The sequence below is a fragment of the Pseudoscardovia radai genome (assembly GCF_002259605.1).
Taxonomy (GTDB): domain Bacteria; phylum Actinomycetota; class Actinomycetes; order Actinomycetales; family Bifidobacteriaceae; genus Pseudoscardovia; species Pseudoscardovia radai.
In genome coordinates this window covers 30,950-56,125 of sequence record NZ_MWWR01000004.1, presented here as the reverse complement: position 1 = coordinate 56,125, position 25,176 = coordinate 30,950, and the positions used below count along the sequence as shown (strand labels likewise).

General features: G+C 64.4%; 10 protein-coding genes. 7 read left to right on the top strand and 3 right to left on the bottom strand.

What is annotated here, in order from left to right:
* Positions 1-100: 100 nt before the first annotated feature.
* The 3 genes from PSRA_RS02375 to PSRA_RS02365 all read right to left on the bottom strand — a co-directional run bounded on the left by PSRA_RS02375 (position 101) and on the right by PSRA_RS02365 (position 3,900).
* The gene (locus tag PSRA_RS02375; RefSeq protein WP_245834858.1) at positions 101-955 is read right to left on the bottom strand and encodes a sugar ABC transporter permease; all 855 of its coding nucleotides are present in this window, start codon (positions 953-955) and stop codon (positions 101-103) included.
* Between the two features lie 47 nt (positions 956-1,002).
* Positions 1,003-2,415: a carbohydrate ABC transporter permease gene (locus PSRA_RS02370; protein ID WP_094660280.1), complete on the bottom strand. Its 1,413-nt coding sequence runs from the start codon at positions 2,413-2,415 to the stop codon at positions 1,003-1,005.
* A gap of 192 nt (positions 2,416-2,607) precedes the next feature.
* Entirely contained in the window at positions 2,608-3,900 is a 1,293-nt protein-coding gene (locus PSRA_RS02365; RefSeq protein ID WP_094660278.1) for an extracellular solute-binding protein, read from the bottom strand.
* 480 nt (positions 3,901-4,380) lie between these two features.
* Between PSRA_RS02365 and PSRA_RS02360 the strand changes: the two genes are divergently transcribed.
* The 7 genes from PSRA_RS02360 to PSRA_RS02330 all read left to right on the top strand — a co-directional run bounded on the left by PSRA_RS02360 (position 4,381) and on the right by PSRA_RS02330 (position 25,166).
* Positions 4,381-6,069 carry an alpha-amylase family glycosyl hydrolase gene (locus PSRA_RS02360; RefSeq protein ID WP_094660467.1) on the top strand — a complete coding sequence of 563 codons (1,689 nt, stop codon included), beginning with the start codon at positions 4,381-4,383 and terminating at the stop codon, positions 6,067-6,069.
* A gap of 49 nt (positions 6,070-6,118) precedes the next feature.
* Positions 6,119-7,981 (top strand): alpha-amylase, encoded by a 1,863-nt coding sequence (locus PSRA_RS02355; RefSeq protein WP_094660276.1) that lies wholly within the window; start codon positions 6,119-6,121, stop codon positions 7,979-7,981.
* Positions 7,982-8,453: 472 nt separating this feature from the next.
* The gene (gene pulA / locus PSRA_RS02350) at positions 8,454-14,342 is read left to right on the top strand and encodes a type I pullulanase (protein WP_094660274.1); all 5,889 of its coding nucleotides are present in this window, start codon (positions 8,454-8,456) and stop codon (positions 14,340-14,342) included.
* Positions 14,343-15,418: 1,076 nt separating this feature from the next.
* Positions 15,419-16,048, top strand: coding sequence for a MarR family winged helix-turn-helix transcriptional regulator (locus PSRA_RS02345; protein WP_245834843.1), 630 nt, complete (start codon positions 15,419-15,421; stop codon positions 16,046-16,048).
* 496 nt (positions 16,049-16,544) lie between these two features.
* Positions 16,545-18,404 (top strand): ABC transporter ATP-binding protein, encoded by a 1,860-nt coding sequence (locus PSRA_RS02340; protein ID WP_245834857.1) that lies wholly within the window; start codon positions 16,545-16,547, stop codon positions 18,402-18,404.
* On the top strand, positions 18,397-20,529 hold the full coding sequence (locus tag PSRA_RS02335) for an ABC transporter ATP-binding protein (RefSeq protein WP_094660273.1): 2,133 nt from the start codon (positions 18,397-18,399) through the stop codon (positions 20,527-20,529). The genes PSRA_RS02340 and PSRA_RS02335 overlap by 8 nt, the downstream gene beginning before the upstream one ends.
* A gap of 968 nt (positions 20,530-21,497) precedes the next feature.
* A complete protein-coding gene (locus tag PSRA_RS02330) occupies positions 21,498-25,166 on the top strand; it encodes a helicase-related protein (RefSeq protein WP_094660271.1) in 3,669 nt (1,222 codons plus the stop codon).
* Positions 25,167-25,176: the final 10 nt, after the last annotated feature.

Genomic DNA, 25,176 nt, shown 5'->3' with positions numbered 1-25,176 from the left:
TTCTGGGAGGGGTCCGCACGCCCGCACGCCCCCCACAACAGCACAAGGCCTCTCGGCGAGTGCCGAGAGGCCTTGTGAATTCACGCCATACGCTAGCGCATCAGCCCTTGACGGAGCCAGCCATGGACTCCTGGTAGAAGCGCTGCATAACCATGAACAGAATCGCAATCGGGATGGAGACCACCACGGCGCCGGCGGCGAAGCGGGCGTACCAGTTGGTGATGTACTCCTTCTGCAGCATCTGCCACAGACCGAGCGCCACGGTGTACTGATCCTGGGTGCGGCAGATGGCCTTCGCCATAACGAAGTCGAGCCACGGGGCCAGGAAGCCGGTGATTGCTTGGTACACGATCATCGGGCGGCAGATCGGCAGAATGATCTTGTAGAACACCTGCCAACGCGTGCAGCCGTCGAGCATGGCGGCCTCATCAAGCGAGGTCGGGATGGTATCCATGTAGCCCTTCATCATGTAGAAGCCCGCGCCGGTACCGGCGGAGTACACGAGGATCAGGGCCACGACCGTCCAGTTGCCCGAGGTCAGGCCCATGGCCTTCAGGATGAAGTACACGGCCACGACGGACATGATGCTCGGGAACATGCCGAGCACGAGCACGATGTTCATGAACGGCTTGCGGAAGCGGAAGCGCATACGGCTCATGCAGTAGGCCACGAGCAGCACGAACGCCACCGAGATCAGGCACACGAAGCACGCGATGATGAACGTACGCAGGAACATCGAGCCGAAGTTCATGACGGACGTGTCGGTGAACAGCTGCTTGTAGTTGTCGAAGGTGTACTGCGTCGGGAAGAACGTTGCCTGGTACGGCGCGGTGTTCTTGTTAAACGATTCCAGGAACACCCACACGATCGGCAGGATCCAGATGATGCTCAGCACACCAAGCAGAATGTACGACAGGACATCGGCGATGACACGACGCGTATGAGCGTTGTGGATGCCGGTTCCGGCCTTTTCGGTGTAGCCGGCGCTGACGTCTTTGCTACTCACCGGAAGCCCTCCTCATTCTTGTACGAACCACTGTTGCGGTAGGTGATAAGCGACACGACGGCGAGGACGATGAACGTGAAGATACCGATGACGGCGCCCACGTTGTAGTTGCCCTGGTCGACGGTGAGCTTGTACAGCCACGTGATCAGCAGATCGGTCTTGCCTGCGGTCGAGCCAACCGGCTGCGGCTGGCCACCGGAGAGCAGGTAGATGACGTTGAAGTTATTGACGTTGCCGGTGAAGGTCGTGATCAGGTACGGGGTGGTCACGAAGATCATGTACGGCATGGTGATGTTGCGGAACTGCTGCCACCAGTTGGCGCCGTCCAGCTCGGCGGCCTCGTAGAGGTCGGCCGGGATGTTCTGGAGGATGCCGGTCACCTGCATGATGGTGAACGGGATGCCGACCCAGAGGTTGATGACGATAACCGTCACGCGGGCCCAGGTGGCGTTCGTGAAGAACGGCAGCGGCGAGCTGATCCAACCCCACGATTGGAGGAGTCGGTTCACGGCGCCGTTGGAGTCGAGCATCTGGTTCATGACCAGGAGGGACACGAACTGCGGCACGGCGATGGACATCGAGAACACGCCACGCCAGAAGTTCTTGAGCTTCGTGGTCTTGCGGTTGATGACCATGGCGAGGAACATGCCGAGGAAGTAGTTGAGGAACGTCGCGAAGAACGCCCACACCAAGGTCCAGGCAAGCACCGAAAGGAACGTGTGCAGGTTGACCTGGCCGCCGTTGTTCGAGAGAACCGTCTTGAAGTTCTCGAAGCCGACCCACGAGAAGTGCGACGGATGGTTGTTGTCGAACGACGTGAAAGCCATCGAGATCATGAAGATCAGCGGCAGGATCGTGAAGATCAGGATGCCGGCGGCCGGGAGGAAGAGCATCGTCACGTAGGCGCGGCCGTCGACGAGGTCCTTGACGTCCTCGACGAAGCCGGGCGCGTGGCCGGTGGTCTGCTTCAGGTACTGGGCCTTGTACGCGGCGCGCATGTTGACGGTCCAGAACCAGATGAAAATGGCCGTGAAGAACACTGCCATGATGCCGTACAGAAGAATCGTGACAGAACGCTCCTCGGCAGTCTGCACAGGAATGCCGTAGGAGTTGAACACCTGCTTGGATTCGGTTCCGTACAGGCCGGAAATGAGCTTGCCGATCGCAACGCTGCCCGTATTCACCATATACATGATGTAGAGCGCTTCGACGGCAAGGAACAGAATGCCTTTGACGATTTGCTTACGCGCGAGATTACTCAGGCCAAAGATGACGCATGAGAGGTAGGTGAAGACATCGCCGTGCTGGAACGCGTGCTTCACCGTCCAAGGCGCGGGGGCGACATAATCGGCGCCGACCTTCTTGGTCTTGCGCTTCTTAGTCTCCACATGCTTGCTGGTCGTAGCCACGAGCTGACCAACCTTCCTTGTCTAAACAGTGGAACTATTTCGTTTAGGCCATCGTCACACCATTCCCGGCGGCATCGCCGGAAATACGATGGCGACAGGCAAAACGAGGAGCTGTGCCGGTTGCAGAACCAAGCACAGCTCCTCATGATACAACCGTAGTTGTTAGTTATGCTGAGTTATTCCGATTGTCGCTTACTTGGCGGCCGGAAGCTGACCAGCGAAGGCGTTCGTCTGGGACTCGGCATTATCAGCGGTCACGTCACCGTTGTAGATGGCGGTGCCGAAGTTCTTGACCGGGGTCCAGAAGTTGGCGTCGTTCATCTCGGCGATGGTCGGCTGGACGATGGAGGCGTTGGCCACGGTGTTCATCTGGGCGACGGCGGCCGGATCAGACGTAATCGTGGAGTCGCTGGCGAGAGCGGTGTCGGACGGGATGACGCCGCCCTGGCGAATCTCGTAGTGAGCCTTCTGGGCATCGGTGGAGCCGAGGAACACGGCGAAGGCCATGGCGACGGCCACGTTCTTGGAGCCCGGGTTGTAGCCAACGGCCTTGGCGCCGGCGAAGGCCTTCATCTGGTAGTCGGTGCCGTCAACGGTGAAGGTCGGCGGCTGGGCGGCGGCGTAGTTGGAGTCGCCGAGGGCGGACTTGACGTCGGAGGCATCCCAGGTACCGGAGAACATGGCGTTCACGGAGCCGTCGGCGAGGCCGGCGAGGCCGGAGCCATCGTTGTCGAGCACGAAGTTCGGGTTGTTCTTGAGGTTGACGAGGTACTTCGTCACGGCCACGGCGTTGTCGCCGAGGGAGATGCCGGCATCGGCGTTGGTGCCGTCATCGCCGAACAGCGTGGCACCCGCGCCTGCATAGAAAGCCCAGAGGTACCAGGAGTTCTCAAGCGGGAAGGAGACCTTGCCCTTCTCGAGCATGGTGTCGAGGGACTTCACGTCGTCAGCGGAGAACACGGAGGAGTTGTAGTACATGAACCACGTGTTGGCGGTGAACGGAACGCCGTAGACGGAGCCGTTGTTGGTCACGGCCTGGATCATGGTGTCGTCGGCGTGATCCTTGATCTGCTGCAGATAATCGCCCTGGTAGGCGCCGATGGCGTTGGCCTCGACGAGCGTACCGAGCTGATCGTTCGAGAAGAGGTAGACATCGGCGGCCGCTTCCGGATCCTGCTTCACGGTCGTGCCGGCGTCACCTTCGGAGACCACGGAGTTGCTCCACGTGATCTTGCAGTTCGGGTTCGCCTTCTCGAAGGCGTCTTCCTCGGTCGGCAGCCAAGAGCTGTTGTCCGTCTGGTCCTCGGACGGGCCCCACACGGTCAGGTTGACTTCCTGACCCTCGGTGCAGATCTCCGCGCTCTCGGAGGAGCTGGAACCGGCAGCGCTGCTGCTCGCATTGTTCGAAGAGCCACCGCAGGCAGCGGCACCGGCGATCATAGCCACGGAGGCTGCGAGGCCGACAATCTTCTTTCCGTTGATCATCTTTGATCCCTTCCTGTTTCCGTCTCCGGAGGGAGGCGGGTTGTAACCCTTGTCTGTCCAAGACATCGGGATGCCTTGGACATAACAACCCTTAGTGTATCATGCTTTCTCCACGTTTCCGCAACCTTTTCCTCGCGGACGACCTTCCGCCCACGCCCCGCACGCCCGCCCGAAACACCCCCCCGACACCCGCGCAGCGTTCGGATTCAAGCCCTCCGGGGTCATCGTCCCGCGTTTGCACAGTTCCACGATGAACGCGACACGCACGGAGAATTTCTTTCGAACCGGGGCTTCCGCATCGAGGGAATGCCCCTCCAAAGCCCGCCAGGCACTCTTAGGCGGCCGTAGGAGTTCACGAGCCGGTAACAATTGCGCGTCCCTTTTCAGAGCGTTTCAAGGGGCCTTTCAGGAACGCGGCGAGGCATGCGATCCGGCGCTCCCACGCCGTGCCCTTCCACCGCCGCCGCTACAGTGGGAGGCATGTCATACAGCAGCAACGGCGCCGACGCAGGCAGCACTTCCGAATCCGCATTCACCTCCGCACCCAACACCGCACCCATCCCCTCCCCCGCCGCGGTACACGCGCCCTGGCTCAGGGACGCCGTGTTCTACGAGGTCTACCCGCAGTCGTTCAACGACACGAACGCCGACGGCATCGGCGACCTGCCGGGCGTCACGGCCAAGCTCGACTACATCGCGTCGCTCGGCGCCACCGCCATCTGGCTCAACCCGTGCTTCGACTCGCCGTTCCAGGACGCCGGCTACGACGTGCGCGACTACAAGAAGGTGGCCCCGCGCTACGGCACGAACCAGGACCTCGTCGACCTCTTCGCCGCCGCCCACGAGCGCGGCATGCATGTGCTGCTCGACCTCGTGGCCGGCCACACCAGCGACGAACACCCGTGGTTCCGCGCTTCCAGCCAGCCGGAGCGCAACGAGTTCTCCGACCGATATATATGGACGACCTCGTGGGTCGAGGGCGCGCCGGGCCTGCCGTTCATCGGCGGCGTGGCGCCGCGCAACGGCACGTATATCCTCAACTTCTTCGCCTGCCAGCCGGCGCTGAACTACGGCTTCGCACGGCAGGAGAAGCCGTGGATGCAGTCGCCCGACTCTCCCGCCGCCCGGGCCACGCGCGACGCCATGGTGGATGTCATGCTCTACTGGCTCGAGCTGGGCGCCGACGGCTTCCGCTGCGACATGGCGGATTCGCTGGTGAAATACGATGACGACCGCCGCACCCACACCATCGCGGCGTGGCGCGACATGATCGGCCGCGTGCGCGAACGCTTCCCGCAAGCCGCATTCGTGTCGGAATGGGGCCGCCCGACGTTGTCTCTGACGGCCGGCTTCGACATGGACTTCTACCTCGACTGGCGCTGGGACGGCAACCCGAACGGCTACTGTATGCTCGCCCGCGACACCGACAGCCAGATCGGCGGCGCGCCGGACGCGAGCTTCTTCCGCGCCACGAGCGGCACTGGCGCCGCGCGTTTCGTGCGCGAATACCTGCCGCAGTACGAGGAATCGCGCGGCAACGGCTACTTCTGCTTCATCACGTGCAACCACGATTGCGCCCGCCTCGCCCCGCGTCTGAGCCCGCGCGAGGAGCAGATCGCCTTCACGATGTTCCTGACCATGCCCGGCGTTCCTTATATTTACTACGGTGACGAAATCGGCATGTCCTACCGCGAGCTCCCCACGAAGGAAGGCGGCTACACGCGCACCGGCACGCGCACGCCGATGCAGTGGAACGGCGGCGCGAACCGCGGGTTCTCCGACGCGCCGGCCGAGAAGCTCTACCTGCCGGTCGACACCTCGTCGGACGCGCCGACGGTGGCGGCGCAGGAGGCCGACCCGGAGTCGCAGCTCAATTACGTGCGCGCGCTCACCGCGCTGCGCCACGAGACGCCGGCGCTGCAGTCCGACGGGCTGTTCACGGTGCTGCACGCCTCCGACGACGACCGCGCTTTCGTCTACGCGCGCACTGCGGCGGACGGCTCGTCGGTTGTGGTGGCGCTGAATCCGGGGCTTGAGCCGGCGGCGGTCGAGCTCGAGTCGGTGCCTGCTGGCGTGGGCGGCCAGGTGCTGCTGTCGCGCGGCGGTTCGGCGGCGCTCGAGGGGTCGCGCATCGTGTTGCCGGCGCAGTCGGCCACGATTCTGCGGTAGGGCAAGAACGATGTCGCAATCGCAAGCCATCGGAGGGAACGGAGAACACATGAAGAACCAGCAGACCCACGCATCGTGGACCCGCAGAATCGTGGCGGCGCTGGCCGCCATCGCAACCGTCGCCGCATGCCTCGTCGCCGGTGCGGCCACCGGTCTCGACGGCGCGCAGCCCGCCCTCGCCACGCCGAACGGCAAGGCGCTGCACGACGTACAGCCGGCGAGCGACGTCGTCGTCATCGCCTTCCAGCAGAACTGGAACTCCATCGCCAAGGAATGCACCGATGTGCTCGGACCCGAGTACGTGGGCTACGTGGAGGTGTCGCCGCCGCAGGAATCCATCCAGGGATCCGAATGGTGGACTTCCTACCAGCCGGTGAGCTACAGCCTCGACTCCAAGGAGGGCACCGAGGAGGAGTTCAAGAACATGATCGCCACCTGCAACGCCGCGGGCGTGGGCGTTATCGCGGACGCGATCACGAACCATATGGCCGCGGCGCCCGCCGACGGCAGCGACCAGGGCATCGGCGTGGCCGGCAGCACCTACACGGGCGACGGCGACTTCCCCGCCGTGCCGTGGACAAGCGCCGACTTCCACTCGTGCACCGACGCAGTCAGCGACTACAAGAACGTGCGGAACGTGCAGGAATGCCGCCTCGACGGCCTGCAGGACCTCAACACCGGCGACGAGCATGTGCAGGACGTGCTCGCCGGCTACCTCGCCAAGCTCTATGACATGGGCGTCTCGGGCTTCCGCATGGACGCCATCAAGCACATCGCACCCGAGGACGTGGCCGCCATCAAGCAGAAGACGGCGCAGAAACTCGGCGTCGACGAAGACCGCATCTGGTGGATGCAGGAGGTCATCGACGACTCGGGCAACGCGCAGGAGCTCATGCCGAGCAACTACCTGTCGACCGGCGACGCGTCGGAGTTCCGGTTCACGTATGACCTCAAGGCCGCCTTCGGCCTCAGCGTGGCGTCACTCAAACGCATCGGCACCGGCGGCTATGTGAGCTCCGACAAGGCGCAGGTGTTCGTAAGCAACTGGGATACCGAGCGCAGCAACAACTCGCTGAGCTACAAGGACGGCAAGAAGTACCTCCTGGCCAACGCCTTCATGCTCGCCTACGGCTACGGCACGCCGAACATCCAGTCCGGGTACGTGTTCTCCAACCGCAACACGGGCGCGCCGGGCGCCACGGCCACGTCCGTGCCCGACACACAGTGCGGTGCCGGCTCGCCGTGGCTGTGCGTCGAAAGGTGGACGTCGATCCGCGGCATGATCAAGTTCCACGCGAACCTGGCGGGTGCGCCCGTGACGGATTGGTGGGACGATGGCGCCAACAACATCGCGTTCGGGCGCGGCGACGCCGGGTTCTTCGCCATGAACAACTCGAACCAGGCCGTTACCACCACATACAAGACGTCGATGCCCGCGGGCACGTACTGCAACGTGTACGCGGCCGGCGACTGCTCGCAGACCGTGACAGTGGCGGACGACGGCACCGTCACCGCCACGCTCGAGCCGTACAGCGCGCTGGCCATCAGCCACACCGACACGCCCGAAACGTGGACCGGCACGGCGGCGAGCGACCCGAGCGACCCCACGTTCACGTCCACCGGCGCCTTCGACGATAGCGCCATCGACATGACCTACGGCGGGGTGTACGCCGCCAACGGGGCGTCGGCGAAGGAGTCCGCGAGCGCCGATCCGCACGCCGGTGCGGGTGCGGTTGGTGCAGGTTCCGATGGCGCGGGTTCGGATGGTGAATCGTCGGAGAACTCCCCCGCCAACACCCGCGCGCGCCTGATCATCGGCGCCGTCGTCATCGTCATAGCCCTTGCCGTCTGTATCCCCGAAGCCGTCCGCCGCCACCGCGCCGCCGCCGAGAACTCCGAGGCTGCGAACTAACCCGCGTCGCCGAGGCCGGAGCCGCGGCCTAACCCGCGCAGTCCGGCCAGACGCCTTCGTCGGGCCGGGCACCCCCATCGTGTCCGTAACCCATCACATCGTTTCGAATTCCATAACAATGTGATGGGTTACGGACAAAAATCCACGATTTCGGGGCCAAAATCGCCGAAAAATGTCCGCAAGCCATCACACTGTTGCGGAAACGGCCCCATCATGCGCCCTTTCGCCTACGACAGGCGGGAGGGCGCATTTTGAAAGAGCGCATATACAATTGACTCCGTATGGACACGAGCCGAAACACAAAGTTGTGAACCACATGCGCACAACGCCCGGAACGCCTCGCAACGCCCGCCGATGACGACGGAACCGCCCATGTCGGTCGGCAGCAGGCAGACCGGGCCGCACCCCACCCCCGGGGAACGGCGCTCCCGTCCATGCACCCGAGAAAACAGGAAGCAAAGGAACCAGTCACATGAGAACAGGGAAGTGGACATCGCGCCTGACGGCAATCGTCGCGAGCGCGGCCATGGCCCTCGGAACTGTGAGCCTCGCACCCCTGGCGTCGGCCTTCGCCGACGACGGGGACCCGACCACGACGACGTCGACGAATGTCAACGGCGCCGCCACGGCCGATGCGTTCAAGCTCAACAGTGACGTGCAGGTCATCGCATTCCAGCAAAACTGGAACACCATCGCCCAGGAGTGCACCGACACGTACGGCCCCGAAGGCGTGGGCTTCGTGGAGGTGTCGCCGCCGCAGGAATCCATCCAAGGATCCGAATGGTGGACCTCCTACCAGCCGGTCAGCTATAAGCTCGACTCCAAGCTGGGCACCGAAGAGGAATTCAAGAACATGATCACGACCTGCAAGGCTGCGGGCGTGGGCATCATCGCCGATGTGGTCATGAACAACACCGCCGCCCCCGACGGCACGGGCAAGACCTATACCGGCACCAACGGCAGCGAATACACGCCGGACACCGCATCGTTCCCCGGCTTCGCCACCAGCACGTATCCCAAAGGCATCACCGCCGACGATTTCCACACGTGCACCGACAAGATCAAGGACTACACGAACCAGACGGAAGTGCAGCAGTGCCGCCTGCTCGGCATGCTTGACTTCGATTCCGAATCCGACAAGGTGCAGGACATCGAGGCCGACTACATGGCGCGCATGTACAACTACGGCGTGGTCGGCTTCCGCATCGACGCGGCCAAGCACATCAACACCGACAGCCTGAACGCCGTCAAGGCCAAGCTGGCGCAGAAGGTGGGCAAGAACGCCGCCGACATCTACTGGATCCAGGAGGTCATCGGCAATGGCTCTGAGGCGGCCGGCATCCAGCCGCCGCATTACACGCAGAACGGCACCGTGACCGAGTTCGGCTTCAAGAGCGAGATGAGCCAGGCCTTCAACGGCAACGTCACCTCCCTCAAGGGCCTCGCCGACCGCCTGAGCGGAGACCTGTCGAGCAACGACGCAAACGTGTTCGTCACCAACTGGGACACCGAGCGCAGCTCCGGCACGATCACCTACAAGGATGGCGGCAAGTACCAGCTCGCCAACGCGTTCATGCTCGCCTACGGCTACGGCACGCCGCGCCTCATGTCGGGCTATAAGTTCGACAGCGATAAGACGTTCGAGGAGGAGAACACGAAACCGGGCGCGCCTGGCGCCACCGCCACCTCCGTGCCGGACGTCGACATGAACACCGCGTGCTCCACGAACACGGGTGACTGGAACTGCGAGCAGCGCTGGACCTCCACGCGCGGCCTCATCGCATTCCACAACTACGTGGGAGACACCACGTCCGCCCCGGTTCAGGACTGGCAGTCCAGCGGCAACGACAGCATCGCGTTCTCGCGCGGCGACAAGGGCTTCCTCGCCATCAACAACGGCACGACAGCCCTCGACGTCTCCTATGACACCACGCTGCCCGACGGCGAGTACTGCAACGTGTACGCCGTGGAGGACTGCTCCCAGACCGCGACCGTCGCCGACGGCAAGGTCACCACCACGATCCCGGCCCGCACGGCCGTGGCGCTGTACGCCGGCGCCACGAAGGACAGCCACCCGGCCTCCACCGTGACCACCGACCCCTCCGATCCGGAGAACGTGATCGAGGACGAGACGGTCAAGCCGACCGACACGACCCTCACCATCTATTACAAGAACACCGATAACTACGCGACCCCGTACATCCACTACGGCATCGGAAGCACCTGGACCACCGCTCCGGGCGTGGCGATGACGAAGGACGAGGCCACGGGCTATTGGAAGTACACGATTGACACGGGCGGCCAGGCGGTCAGCTACGTGTTCAACGATGGCGGCGACACCTGGGATAACCCGGCGGGCGGCGGCAACTACTCCGCCGCGGCCGGAATCGTGCAGGAAACCGTTGCCGACCACGCGAGCACCGTCGGCGCCCCGAGCGACTACCGCGCGAACGGCAAGACCCGCCTCGTGGTGCACTACAAGGCCGCCGAGGGCGATGCCGACCGTGCGCTGTGGGTGTGGGGCTCCAACTCCAACACCGGCGCCAACCTCGACGGCGCCCAGGTTGAGTTCACCGGCGCCGACGGCTGGGGCAAGGTCGCGGAATTCGTGACCGACGGCACCTGGACGCAGTTCGGCGTGATCGTCAAGGCCACGGATTCGTGGGACAAGGTCGGCGGCGACCGCACGGCCACCGTGGACGCCACGGGCACCGCGGAGATCTGGATCGACGGCACCGCCGCGGATCCGTCCGCCACGCTCACCGCAGCCCCTGAGGACTACGTGAAGGCCAACACCGCCTACGACGTGAACATCACCGTTCACTACTACCGCGATGACGGCCTGTACTTCAACTCCTCCGACACCACGAACAAGACCCCGCAGTGGGATCTGTGGACGTGGTCGGGCTCCGGCGCCGCCAACGGCCGCCAGACCTTCGCCAGCCATGATGACTGGGGCGAGGTCAGCACCTGGACGCTGAAGGGCTATAACTACTCCGCCGCCTCCGATGCCGCCGCCGGCGACATCGGCCTGCTGCGCCGCTATGGCGGCGACACCTGGGCCAGCAAGGACCCGGACGACGCGAACCACTTCGTCCCCGCCGCCTCGATGGTGTTCGATGCCGCGACCAAGACGGGCAAGGCCGAGGTCTGGCTCGTCTCCGGCGACCCGACGATCTACACCGCCCAGCCGAACCTGAGCGTCAAGGCCAAGAGCGCGGAGATCTCCGATTACAACCAGCTGACGGCCAAGCTGTCGGCCGAGAGCAAGAAGGACGTCACCGCCACCGTGACCGACGCCGACGGCAACGCCGTCGAGACGACGGCCGTCACGAAGAGCGGCTCCACCGTCACGATCACGACGAAGGACGACCTGTCGATCACCGGCAAGTACTCCGTCTCGCTCAAGGACTCCGACGGCACCGACCTCGGCACCGTCGATGCGATCGCGGGCGCCATCGTGCGCACCGACCGCTTCGACTCCGAGAACGCCTATGACGGCAGCGACCTGGGCGCCACGAATGGCGACGGCACCACCACCTTCAAGGTGTGGGCCCCGACCGCCACCGACGTGCAGCTCGTGACCTTCAAGGAGGCCACGGCCGAGGCCAACGACCCGGTGGCCATGACCCGCGGCGACAAGGGCGTGTGGTCCGTCACGATTGACAACACCGCCGACGCCCTCGCCTACGAGTACAAGCTCACCTTCGCCGACGGAACCGTCAACGAGTCCACCGACCCGTACGCCACCTCCGCCACCGCGAACGGCGACCGCTCCGTCGTGCTGTCGAACGCCAAGGCCAACGCCGTCACCGTGGACGCCGTCCAGGGCGGCCGCGTGAGCCAGGGCGACGCGATCATCGCGGAAACCCATATCCGCGACTTCACGAAGAGCGAGACCTCCGGCGTCTCCGAGGCCAACCGCGGCAAGTACCTCGGCATGATCGAGACCGGCACGAAGAACGCCAACGGCGACGCCACCGGCATCGACTACCTCAAGGAGCTCGGCATCACCGACGTCCAGCTGCAGCCGTTCTTCGACTACGCCTCCGTTGACGAAACGAAGACGCTCGATGACACGAACTACAACTGGGGCTATGATCCGGAGAACTACAACGTTCCGGAAGGCTCGTACTCCTCCGACGCCACGAATCCGTCCGTCCGCGTGGACGAGACGAAGGAAATGGTCGACGGCCTGCATGACGCGGGCATCGGCGTGGTCATGGACGTGGTCTACAACCACGTCGCGAGCGCGGCCGACAGCTCGTTCAACAAGACCGTTCCGGGCTATTACTTCCGTTACGATTCGAACGGCAACCTCACCAACAAGTCCGGCTGCGGCAACGACACCGCCTCCGAGCGCGCGATGATGCGCAAGTACATCGTGAACTCGGTGACGTACTGGGCCACCGCCTACGGCGTGGACGGCTTCCGCTTCGACCTCATGGGCCTCATGGACACCGAGACCATGAAGGAAGTGCGCGAGGCCCTCGACAAGATCGACCCGAACATCATCGTTCTCGGCGAAGGCTGGGACATGGCGGGCGACTCCGTCTCGAGCGACACCACGATGACGACGCAGCCGAACGCGTACCTGGTGGACAACACCGATGGCACGGGCTCGACGGTTTCGTTCTTCAACGATTCCATCCGCGACGGCCTCAAGGGCTCCGTGTTCTCCGACACCGACACCGGCTATGTGTCCGGCAAGGCGGGCCAGGAGAACCTCATCGCCCACAACATGCTGGGATGCCAGTACGACGCGACGCCCGGCGCCACGACGTGCTGGAACGGCTCCGCGCAGGACAAGTACGCGAACGCCTCCCAGGTGGTGCAGTACGCGGAGATCCATGACAACATGACCCTCTACGACAAGCTGCGCACGTCGAACCCGTCGGATTCCGACACGACGACGATGAAGCGCGCCGAGCTCGCCGATTCCGCACTGTTCCTCAGCCAGGGCATCTCGGAGATCCAGCTGGGCCAGGAGTTCCTGCGCACCAAGGACGGCAACGGCAACAGCTACAACGCCGGCGATTCGGTCAACGCCCTGGATTGGAACCGCCAGGACACGTACAAGGAGAGCGTCGACTATGTGAAGGGCCTCATCGCCCTGCGCAAGAACGTCAAGGCCTTCCAGTACTCCAGCTACGCCGACATCGCGGCCAATTCCACGATGATCAAGGCCGCCGACGGCGTGGTCGCGTTCCAGATCAAGGACGCCGACGCCACCTACGTCGTGATTCTCAACGCCAACGACACCGCCGCGAAGGTGCCCGGCCTCACCGCCGGCACCTACCGCACGATGGTCGCCGACAGCAAGGTGAACGCCACGAACGCGGCCGACGCCTCCAAGCTCGACGGCGTCACGGTCGGTTCCGACGGCACCTACACCGCCGGCGCGCTCTCCGCGACGGTTCTCGAAATCGAGATCCCGAGCATCGTCACCACCTCGCTCGCCGAGGCCACGGCGAACACGGAGTACACGCAGGCGATCGAGACCGCCCACGCCGACACCGTGAACGTGTACGGCCTGCCCGAGGGCCTGTCGTATGACGCGGCCTCCGGCTCCATCCACGGCACCCCGACCAAGGGCGGCTCCTATGTCGTCACCGTCACCGCGGGCAACGCCGATGTCGCGACGCCTGTGAGCACCACGTTCACGCTGGCCGTCCACGGCACCGCCGTGGCGATCGACACCACGGACCTGCCCGCCGCCGAGACCGCCACGACGTACTCCGCCCCGGTCTCCGTCGAAGGCGATCCGGCTCCGACGGTGCGCGTCTACGGCCTGCCCGAGGGCCTGGCCTACGATGCCGCCACCGGCACGATCACCGGCGAGGCCCAGAAGGCCGGCGACTACACGGTCGTCATCAGCGCCTACAACAAGCTGAGCGCCCCGGTGACGCGCGTGGTCACGCTTTCCGTGACCGGCGACGATGTGCAGAACGTCCCGGTGTACCGCGTGTACAACCCGGGCAACGGCGAGCACTTCTACACCGAGTCCGCCGATGAGCGCGACGGCCTGGTGGCCGCCGGCTGGAGCGACGAGGGCACCGCTTGGCTGGCGCCGTCCAAGTCGTCCGAGGCCGTGTACCGCATGTACAACCCGGTCGAGGGCACGCACCACTTCACAAGCAACGCCGCCGAGCGCGACCAGCTGGTGAAGGCGGGCTGGAACGACGAGGGCACCGCGTTCTACGCGGCGAAGACCTCCGACGCCAGCGCCGTGCGGCGTGCATACAACCCGAACACGGGCCTGCATGTCTACACGCTCGACTCCAACGAGTACGAGTCCCTCGTCGCCCTCGGCTGGCAGGCCGAAGGCGATGCCTGGAACTCCATCAAGGCCACGGCCTGAATCAAAGCCACGGCCTGATGACTCCTCCGCTCTCGCCCCTGGCCTCGCGGCCTTTCGCGGGTGCCGACGGTCCCCCTTCCTGACCGGCGGCTCCCGCGGTAGGGCTGCGGACTGGGCCCCGGGCGGGCCCCGGGCCGGTCCTTAGGCTGGTCCCGGACGAACCCCGGCGGGCCTGAGCGGGCCTTGGACCCCGAACCCCGGCGCGATAATCGCGCCGGGGTTCTTTTATCGCGCCGGGGTTCTTTTTCTGTCCGTAACCCATCACATTGTTATCGATTCCGCAACAATGTGATGGCTTGCGGACATTTTCCGACGATTTTGGGCGGGAAAATCGTGTTTTGTGTCCGCAAGCCATCACATTGTTCTTGGGGGGGGTGTTCTTGGGGGGGCAAGTGACGATGGTTCAGCTCTCGGTCCCGCCTTGCATCAACGGTCGGCTTCGCTGGTCGCGACAGTGCCAGTGAGAGGCACCGTTGGAGAAGAATTGGCCTGTTTCCAACGGCTGAGTCTCCAACGGTCAGCTTCACCGGTCGCTTGAATGCCAGCGAGAGGCACCGTTGGCAGAGCGACTGTTGAAAATGCTGGGCTTTCCCTCCAAGAGTGCCTCTTGCTGGTCGCTTGAGTGCCAGCGAGAGGCACTGTTGGGCTTGCGGGATGCCGGGCGGGTGGGAATCGGTCCGCAACCCATCACATTGTTTCTGGGAAGAACGGGGCACGGAAGAACGGGGCACGGACCGGGAAACGATGCACGGCCCGGGAAGGCGAGAGCACAGGTTCTGGGGCGAGGCCACATTTTTTGCGGGTTGTCCAATTATTTCGCCAATAGCCCAAAACGGTGGGTCGGTCGGGACATGCGGCAAAAGTCTGAGTAGGTTAAGTCTATGCATCGTCCCGATTGGGACAGAACGCCGCGAACGTTGGAACGAGCCGCCAAACGCACGATGCGCACCCGAAACGCGCACGCACGCGCACACGCCCCGCGCACCCGAAACGCACGCACACGCGCAACGCGCACCTTAGGCACACCGCGTATTACGCTCGTACAAGCGCCCCGGCATGTCACGACAGGAGGAGCCATGGAACGCAACGAGAAATCATCCGCCTACGAGATGGTCGCGAACATGAACTCGATCGCCCAGCTTGACGACACAACACGCCTTTTCATCGGCATGCACCAGCTCGAGGCGCTATCGAGCCGCGGCCTGCGCAACGCCATCCCCGACAGCGTCACCGAACGCCTCAACGGCTGCCCGGCCACGCCGTGCAACATCCGCATCATCACGTACCTGGCGCGCAACGAAGGCCGCGTAATCTTCCAGAACGACATCGAGCGCCGCTGCGGCGTGACGCGCTCCACCGCCAGCCGCGTGCTGAACCTCATGGAGAGCAAGGGCCTCGTGCGCCGCACGATCCCGACCTTCGACGCCCGCAAGCGCCAGATCACGCTCACCGACAAGTCGCGCTCCATCGTGCGAGACATCGAGCAGCTCGGCGAGGAATACTTCAACCACCTCACCGAGGGCATCCCACAGGAGGACCTCGACGCCACGATGCGCACGGTGCGCGCGATCATCGCCCGCGCCGAGGAGGAGGAATTCGGTTCGGTCTCGCCCGAAGACAGGCCGTTTAATCCGATCGACGATGGCGATGGCGGCGATTTCTCCGGCGCAAACGATTTCTCCGGCGCCGGCGCGCTCCGCGGCTGACGGAGGCTGACAATGGTCGGCGCAGGCGGCGGAGGCGACACGCCGCCGCGTCACGGCGATACGCACCACAAGTGACATTCGTCCCGAACGGTGGCATACTGAAACTGAAATAACCGACCGGTCCATAGGGGTTCGCCCCGATGACGACGCCCTACCCGCACGCAGCGGATAGGGCGTTTCACTGTTTTGGCAGTCGGGACGCCCGTCGCGCGCCTCGCCCCGGCATCTGCGCGTGACGCGCCGCGTCATATGGCAGACAGGCAGCCGAAGAAGAAGACAGAGAGAACAGACGGAAACACGATAGAAAGAAGGCCCTGTGGTTCGACATAGCGACGACACCCAGCGCACCGCCCCGGACGGCGGCCCCAATCCCGCGGATCCTGCGGATCCCGCGGCGGCGACCCCCGCGACCCCCGCGGCGGCGACCCCCGCGACGGCGGCGACGACGAAAAAATCGTATAAGGTGAACACCCCTCTCGGCGACGACGGCGAACCTCTGGACGCCGAGGCCCTCCAGGAATACACTCGCGACCAAGGCCACAAGGGCGACTACCGGCTCATCGGCCGGTCCATGCGCGAGTACAGGAAGCACGCCATCCTCGCGCCGGCCTATGTGGTCGGCGAAGCCATCGTGGAGATCCTCATCCCCACCTTCATGGCCTACCTGCTCGATCAGGGCATCACCGCCGGCAACATGGCCAGGGTGTGGCAATGGGGCGCGGTCCTCGTGGCATGCGCCATCGTCAGCCTCGTCTGCGGGTTCGCGTCGGGCCGCGAGGCTGCCATCGCCGCCGCCGGCTTCTCGAAGAACCTTCGCCACGACCTATTCGAAAAGGCGCAGGGCTTCTCATTCACGAACATCGACCATTTCTCCACCGGCTCGCTTATCACGCGCCTGACCACCGATGTGACGAATGTGCAGATGGCGTTCCAGATGACGATCCGCACGGTTTTCCGCGCCCCCGTGCTCGCCGTCTGCGCGTGGATCTTCGCGTTCCGCATCTCGCACAGCATCTCCGTGGTGTTCCTCGCAGTCATCCCCGTGCTGCTCGTGGCGCTCATCGTGATCGCAGGCAGCGTGCATCCGATTTTCGTGCGGGTCTTCCACCTCTACGACGTTCTGAACAACAACGTGGAGGAGAATCTCGCGGGCATTCGCGTGGTCAAGTCCTTCGACCGCGAAGAGCACGAGGATTCCAAGTTCATGCGCATCTCGCAGCGCATCTACGACGGCTTCTGCAAGGCGGAGAGCCGTCTCGCGCTCAACCCTCCCGCCATGCTGCTGTGCGAGTACACGTTGATGATCGCCATCGCGTGGATGGGCGCCAAGCAGATTGTGGCGTCAGGCAACGACGCCGCGCTCGGCCTGACGACGGGCGACCTCACGTCGCTCGTGGCCTACGCGATGGAGCTGCTGATGTCGCTCATGATGATCTCGATGGTGTATGTGATGGTCATCATCTCGCGCGCCTCGGTGGCGCGTATCTGCGCGGTTCTGCGCGAAGAGCCGACGATGACCGTTCCTGCGGACGCCGCCACCGATGTGAAGGACGGCAGCGTGGAGTTCAGCCACGTGACCTTCCGCTACGAGGAGACGTCGGAGGAGCCGGTGCTCGACGATGTGTCGCTGTCGGTGCCGTCCGGCTCCACGCTGGGAATCGTGGGCGGCACAGGTTCGGCGAAGTCGAGCCTCGTGCAACTGATCCCGCGCCTGTATGACGTCAGCTCCGGATTTGTCAGGGTCGGCGGCCACGACGTGCGCGACTACGACCTCGACGCGCTGCGCAACAACGTGGGCATGGTGCTGCAGAAGAACACGCTGTTCTCCGGAACCATCGCCGAGAACCTGCGCTGGGGCAACCCGAACGCCACCGACGAAGAGGTGCGCCACGCCGCCGAGCTGGCGCAGGCCGACGAGTTCGTGCAGGGCTTCCCCGACAAATACAACACCATGATCGAGCAGGGCGGCACGAATGTGTCGGGCGGCCAGAGGCAGCGCCTGTGCATCGCCCGCGTGCTGCTCAAGAAGCCGAAGGTGCTGATTCTCGACGATTCGACCAGCGCCGTGGATACGAAAACGGACGCGAAGATCCGCGAGGCCTTCGCCCACGAGATCCCGGGCACGACGACTATCATCATCGCGCAACGCATCTCGTCGGTGCAGGACGCCGACCAGATCATCGTGATGGACAGGGGCCGCATCGTGGCGCGCGGCACGCACGACGAGCTGCTGCGCTCCTGCGAGGACTACCGCCAAATCTGGCAGTCGCAGACCAAGAGCATGGCGCAACCGCAGGCGGCGGGTGCCACGGCGGCGGATGCCACGACCACCGAGGGAGGCGCCGACCATGAGTGACGCAACCGCAACCTCGAAAACCACCGCTCCGAAAACCACCGCCCCGAAAACCACAAGACAGCGTGCGAAAGGACGCCCCGGCATGAACAAACACGGCATGCGCATCAACCCGGGAACCACCCGGCGCGTCATCGGCTACATGATGCACTATCGCTGGCGCCTGGCGCTTGTGGCGCTGTGCATCATCGTCAGCGCCGCGGCCCAGGCGGGCGCCTCCCTGTTCCTGCAGCGGCTCATCGACGACTACATCCTGCCCATGATCGGCGCGGCCGACCCGAACTGGGCGCCGCTGCTGCGTGCGCTGACTCTCATGGCCGCCCTCTACCTCTCGGGCATCGTGTGCACGTATGTGTACAGCCGCCTGCTCATCACCGTGGAGCAAGGCACGCTCAAAACCATCCGCGACGACATGTTCGGCCACATGCAGAAACTGCCTCTGCGCTACTTTGACTCCACGCCGCACGGCGACATCATGAGCCGCTACACCAACGACGCCGACACGCTGCGCCAGGCCATCTCGCAGAGCCTTCCGCAGATGTTCAACTCACTGATCAGCTCGCTCGCCGCGCTGATCGCCATGATGGTGCTGAGCCTTCCGCTCACCGGCATCGTGGTGGTGTTCTCCGTGGCGCTTTTTGCCTTCGTGCGCGTGCTCACCACGCGCTCCGGGCGCTTCTTCGGCGAGCAGCAGCATGAGCTGGCCGACGTCAACGCCTTCGTGGAGGAGTCGATCTCCGGGCAGAAGGTCATCAAGGTGTTCACGCACGAGGCCGCTACGCAGAAGGACTTCGACAAGCGCAACGCCTCGTTGTACGAGGCCACGCGCAACGCGAACTACTACGGCAACATCCTCATGCCGATCGTGAACAACATGGGCTACCTGCTGTACGTGCTGCTCGCCGTGGTCGGCGCGGCGCTGGCGATCGGCGGCGCGGGGAACGTGTCGCTGACCGGCGCGGGCGCGTATACCACGGGCACGATTGTGTCCTTCCTGACGCTGTCGCGCAGCTTCGTGAACCCGCTCGGCGAGGTGTCGCAGCAGATGACGTCGGTGCTGATGGCGCTGGCGGGCGCGTCGCGTATCTTCGAGCTACTTGACGAGAAGCCTGAGGTGAACGACGGGCGCGTGACGATCGTGAACGCGTCGGTGCTCGACGATGGCACGATTCGCGAGGCCGACCACCGCACGGACCAGTGGGCGTGGAAGGTGCCGGCCGGCGTGCGCGTGCGCGCGGATATCGCGCGGATGTCACCGGTGGGCGCGGGTGACGGCGGGACGGGCGCGGGTGACGGCGGGAAAATCGTGGATACCGCGAACGCCGACCGCACCCAGAGCGCACCCGCGGCCAAGGGCACCGTCGTCGTGACACCCGCCGCCACCCTTGTGCGGCAGCGCGGCGACATCCGTCTCAACCATGTGAACTTCTCGTACGAGCCGGGGCACGAGGTGCTGCATGACATCACGCTGTTCGCCAAGCCCGGGCAGAAGGTGGCGCTTGTCGGCGCGACCGGCGCGGGCAAGACCACGATTACGAACCTCATCAACCGGTTCTATGACATCGATGACGGCGAGATTCTGTACGACGGCATCAATGTCAAGGACATGGACAAGACGGATCTCAGGCGCTCGCTCGGCATTGTGCTGCAGGACGTGAACCTGTTCACGGGCACCGTGATGGATAACATCCGCTACGGCAACCTGGAGGCGAGCGACGAGGACTGCATCCGCGCGGCGAAGCTTGCGAACGCGGACGGGTTCATCCGCATGCTGCCGCACGGGTACCGCACGCGCATCTCCGGGTCGGGCGACGGGCTTTCGCAGGGCCAGCGGCAGCTGATCTCCATTGCGCGCGCGGCCGTGGCCGATCCACCGGCGATGATTCTCGACGAGGCGACCAGCTCCATCGATACGCGCACCGAGGAGATCGTGCAGTCCGGCATGGATGCGCTGATGGAGGGGCGCACCGTGTTCGTGATCGCGCATCGCCTGAGCACCGTGCGCAACGCCGATGTGATCATGGTGATGGACCACGGGCGCATCATCGAGCGCGGCAACCACGATGAGCTCATCGCGCAGCGAGGCCAGTACTACCAGCTCTACACCGGCGCCTTCGAACTCGAGTAAGGCGCGGGTGTGGGGAGGTCACGCGGGCGCGGCGCGGGCGCCCGCGTGACCTCCCCACCAATTCCTCTCTCCCCACCAACAATGTGATGGGTTACGGACACAAAACACGATTTTCCCGCCCAAAATCGTCCGAAAATGTCCGCAAGCCATCACATTGTTGCGAATTCTCCAACAATGTGATGGGTTTCGGACACGAGGCCGGTCCGGCCGCCACGCCTCTGCCGCAAACGGGGCATCGAACACCTATTGCGCGGTTTGTGGGGTCCCGGACGGCAAACCGACGACGCAATTGCAACGTTCCCGGACGCTCTCTACTCGGGCACTCCCTCGAAAACGACCCCACAAACCGCGAATTACCCCTCCGCGGCATATCGAACACCCGCATCGGGCACCCGATTCACCGCTTCGCGGCGTCCGCACCGTGTCCGCACCGTGTCCGCAACCTATCACACTGTTGCGCATTCCCTAACAATGTGATGGGTTACGGACACAAAACACGATTTTCCCGCCCGAAATCGTCCGAAAATGTCCGCAAGCCATCACATTGTTGCGGAAACGAGAACGATGTGATGGGTTACGGACCGATTTCCACCCGTCCGGCATCCCGCAAGCCCAACGGTGCCTCTCACTGGCACTGCCGCGACCAGCGAGAGGCACCGTTGATGCAAAGCGGGACCGAGCCATCGTCACTTCCCCCCAAGAACACCCCCCCCAAGAACAATGTGATGGGTTGCGGACCAAGGGCGCTTCGCTACGGACCAGGGGCACGATTCGATGGTGCGACACGCGGAGGAAGGCGGGGGTAGAATCCATCACAGTGGTGCGACACGCAACGTATGACGCGCCGTTCCGCGCATGGTCGCGCGGGGCGCGGAACACGCGCAAGGCACGCACCAACGCACGGCATCACGATTGCACGGCATCACGATTACAAGGCGTGATGAGTTCAAGATATATAGGGGGTATCGATGGCCGAACACACGCTGACATTCGACGATCTGCAGAAAGACACCGAGGTCGAGGGCATCGTTCCGGGCCGAGTGGTGAAAATCGTGGTTGTGCAACCGGCCCCCACGCCCGCCCCCGCCACCGCAACCGTCATCTACACCGACCCCGACGGCAAGCTCGGCTCGGAGCTTCTCACCGCCGCCCGGCTCGCCGACCTGCACATCGTGCGCAAAGCCAACGCAGCACCCGCCTTCGACGGCGACCCCACCGCGTTCCGCCTGGCGTCCGAAGCCTTGCGCATCCGCAACGCCGCGGCCTACGACCCCATGAGCGCGGTCTACTCCTCGAGTATTGCGCCGCTGCCCCACCAGATCCGCGCGGTCTACGAAGACATGCTGCCCAAGGTGCCGCTGCGCTTCTTGCTCGCCGACGACCCGGGCGCCGGCAAAACCATCATGGCCGGCCTGTACATCCGCGAGATGCTGCTGAGGTCCGCCGCCGAGAGAGTGATCATCGTGTGCCCGGGCGGCCTGGCCGAGCAGTGGCAGGACGAGATGCAGTCGAAGTTCTCGCTGGATTTCGACATCTTCTCCCCCGCCATGGTGGCCGCGTCGCCGTCGGGCAATCCGTTCCGCGAGGCGCGCCTACTCATCGTGCGCATGGACCAGGTGGCGCGCAACGACGAATTCAGCGCCATGCTCCGCGACCCGGACGTGCGCTGGGACATCGCGGTGGTGGACGAGGCGCACCGCATGAGCGCCCACTACCGCAACGCCTACGACGAGATGGACCGCACGCGGCGCTTTGCACTCGGCCAGACGCTGTCGCAGACTTCGGAGAACCTGCTGCTCATGACGGCCACGCCGCATTCCGGCAACGAGGCCGACTTCCAGCTGTTCCTGACCCTGCTCGACAAAGACCGCTTCGCCGGCCAGCCGCGCGGCCAGCACAACCACCAGCACATCGACACCAAGGACGTCATGCGCCGCATGGTCAAGGAGGAGATGCTCGACTTCGACGGCCATCACCTCTTCCCCGAGCGCCGCGCGGAAACCGTGCGCTACCCGCTTTCGCCCGACGAGGCGAGCCTGTACCGGGCGGTCACCGACTACGTGCGCAGCGGCATGAACAAGGCCCAGAGCATCATGTCGACCGACAAGCGCCGCGGCAACAGCATCGGCTTCGCGCTCACGGTGCTGCAGCGCCGGCTTGCGTCGAGCCCCGAGGCAATCTACCGCTCGCTTGTGCGCCGCCGCGACAGGCTGCAGATGCTGCTCGAGGCCATCGACAGGAATCCCCACGATATCGCACGCCTGCTGGCCGCGCCCTCCGGCAACGGCTCCGCGCCCGGCAGCACCTCCGCCCCGAATTTCGACGATTTCTCCGATCTCAACGATTACGACGATGCCTGGGACGAGGCCAGCGAGGACTCGCAGGGCGTCTTCGAGAACGGCGCCGACGCCATCGTGGATTCCGCCACCGCCGCCCGCACCCGCGAGGAACTCAAGGCGGAAGTGGCCACGCTCAACATTCTCGTCAGCCAGGCCCGCACCCTGCGCGACTCGGGCAACGACACGAAATGGCGTCAGCTAAGCGACATCCTGCAGGAGCACATCCTCGACACCGGCACATCCGACATGCCGCACAAGATGATCGTGTTCACCGAGCACCGCGACACCCTGAACTACCTCGAGCGCAACATCGCCAACCTACTGGGCAGGCCCGAGGCCGTGTGCACAATCCACGGCGGCCTCAGCCGCGACCAGCGCAAGACAGTGCAGGAGCGCTTCATCAACAACCCTGAATGCCGCATCCTCGTCGCCACCGACGCTGCGGGCGAAGGCCTCAACCTGCAGCGCGCCGACCTCATGGTGAACTACGACCTGCCGTGGAACCCTAACCGCATCGAACAACGCTTCGGCCGCATCCACCGCATCGGGCAGAAGCGTATGTGCTTCCTGTGGAACATGGTGGCGGCACACACGCGCGAAGGCGATGTCTACACGCGTCTGCTAAGCAAGATCGGCACGATGGACAAGGCCTACAACGGCCGCCTGTTCAACGTGTTGGGAGACAGCAAGGCTTTCGAAGGGCGCTCGCTGAGCGACCTCATGGTGCAGGCGATCCAGCGCGGAGACAGCCCCGAGGCGCAGCAGTGGCTCGACACGGTCATCGACGCGGGCGTCACCGACGGCCTGCAGAAGCTCAAGCAGGAGGAATCGGTGGACCGCGAATCCTTCCTCCACCTGACCGGCGCGGACGTGGACGCCGAGCGCCGGCGCATGGAGCAGCACCGCGAGCGCAAACTGCAGCCCGGCTATATCGAGGCTTTCTTCGTGGAGGCGATTCTCGACCTCGGCGGCTCCATCTCCAGGCGCGAAACCGGCCGGTGGGAGATTCTGCGCATGCCGCAGGAGGTGCTGCGCGCGGCGGAGCAGCTGAACAGGCACCGTCCGCTGGCGAACCGCTACGAGCGCGTGACCTTCGACCCGGCGCATGTGGACGATGCGAGGAACCAGACCAAGGCGCTGCTCGTCACGCCGGGCACCCCGATTCTGAACGCGGTGATCGCGGTGGTGCTCCGCAAATACGCCGGCGAGCTCGCCAAGGGCACGATTTTCGTGGATGACACGGATAGCCAGAACGAGCGCCCCGCCATCGTAACCGCGGCCAGCCAGGATATCAGCGCCTCGGCCCTGGGCCCGCGCCATAAGGGCGACAGCGAGGTGATCGCGCGGCAGTTCGACTACCTGCAAGTGGAGGATAACGGCGACATGCAGACGCTCGCCGTGCCGCCCTACGCCGATTTTCGTGCCCCCACCGACGCCGAGCGAAGGCAGATCGACGCCATCCGGGCCTGCGAATGGTTCACAATCGACCATTCGCAGGAGCTGTGCGACTACGTGTATGCCACGTGCACGGCGAAGCGCGTGACGCAACTGCAGGCGGCGCATGATGCGGAGCGGGCCCATGTGTGGGAGCGCGTGAAGCAGCGCTTGGATAGCGAAAGCAACTACTGGTGGGGTGAGTATCTTCGCATTCAGGAAAGCGAGCGCACCCAACCCGGCAAGAAGCAGCCGATGTCATCCGCCGCCGCATACAAGCGCGCCGAGGAGATGGATGCCCGCCTCAAGGAGCGCAAGGCGGCGCTGGCGGGGCCGGACCATCTGCATGTCAGCCCGGTGCGGCTCCACGGTCTGGCGCTGGTTATTCCCGCGTCGCTGCTGGCGCACGATGGCGAGGGCAATGATGCGGCGGATGAAGGCGACGAGCAGCTGCCTGCGCATATGGCGAAGGAGACCGAGGAAGTGGACCACCGCGGCATGGAGCTCACGATGGAGGCCGAGCGCCGCCTTGGGCGCGAGCCCCACAAGATGCCCCACAACAACAAGGGCTACGACATCGAATCCTACGATGCTCACGGCACGAAGATCATCATCGAAGTCAAGAGCAAAATCGACCTGCCCGGCCGCGATTACTTCTTCGCAACTCCGAGCGAGATCATGATGGCCAAAACCCAAGGCGACCACCACCGTCTGGCCCTGGCGCTCATCAGCCCTGACGGCCCCGAGCATGACAAGATCAGATACGTGGCCCATGCCTTCGACCGGATTGTTCCCGACGAAACAATAGTGGATGCCAAAATATACTTCAGCAAGCACTGGAACAATGGCTCCGACCCGTTCTGATGTAGGCACA

Excerpts from the sequence above, each read along its gene's own strand:
- PSRA_RS02345 (WP_245834843.1), top strand. The coding sequence starts at position 15,419 with ATGGAACGCAACGAGAAATCATCCGCCTACGAGATGGTCGCGAACATG.
- pulA (WP_094660274.1), top strand. The coding sequence starts at position 8,454 with ATGAGAACAGGGAAGTGGACATCGCGCCTGACGGCAATCGTCGCGAGC.
- PSRA_RS02360 (WP_094660467.1), top strand. The coding sequence starts at position 4,381 with ATGTCATACAGCAGCAACGGCGCCGACGCAGGCAGCACTTCCGAATCC.
- PSRA_RS02355 (WP_094660276.1), top strand. The coding sequence starts at position 6,119 with ATGAAGAACCAGCAGACCCACGCATCGTGGACCCGCAGAATCGTGGCG.
- PSRA_RS02330 (WP_094660271.1), top strand. The coding sequence starts at position 21,498 with ATGGCCGAACACACGCTGACATTCGACGATCTGCAGAAAGACACCGAG.
- PSRA_RS02365 (WP_094660278.1), bottom strand. The coding sequence starts at position 3,900 with ATGATCAACGGAAAGAAGATTGTCGGCCTCGCAGCCTCCGTGGCTATG.
- PSRA_RS02335 (WP_094660273.1), top strand. The coding sequence starts at position 18,397 with ATGAGTGACGCAACCGCAACCTCGAAAACCACCGCTCCGAAAACCACC.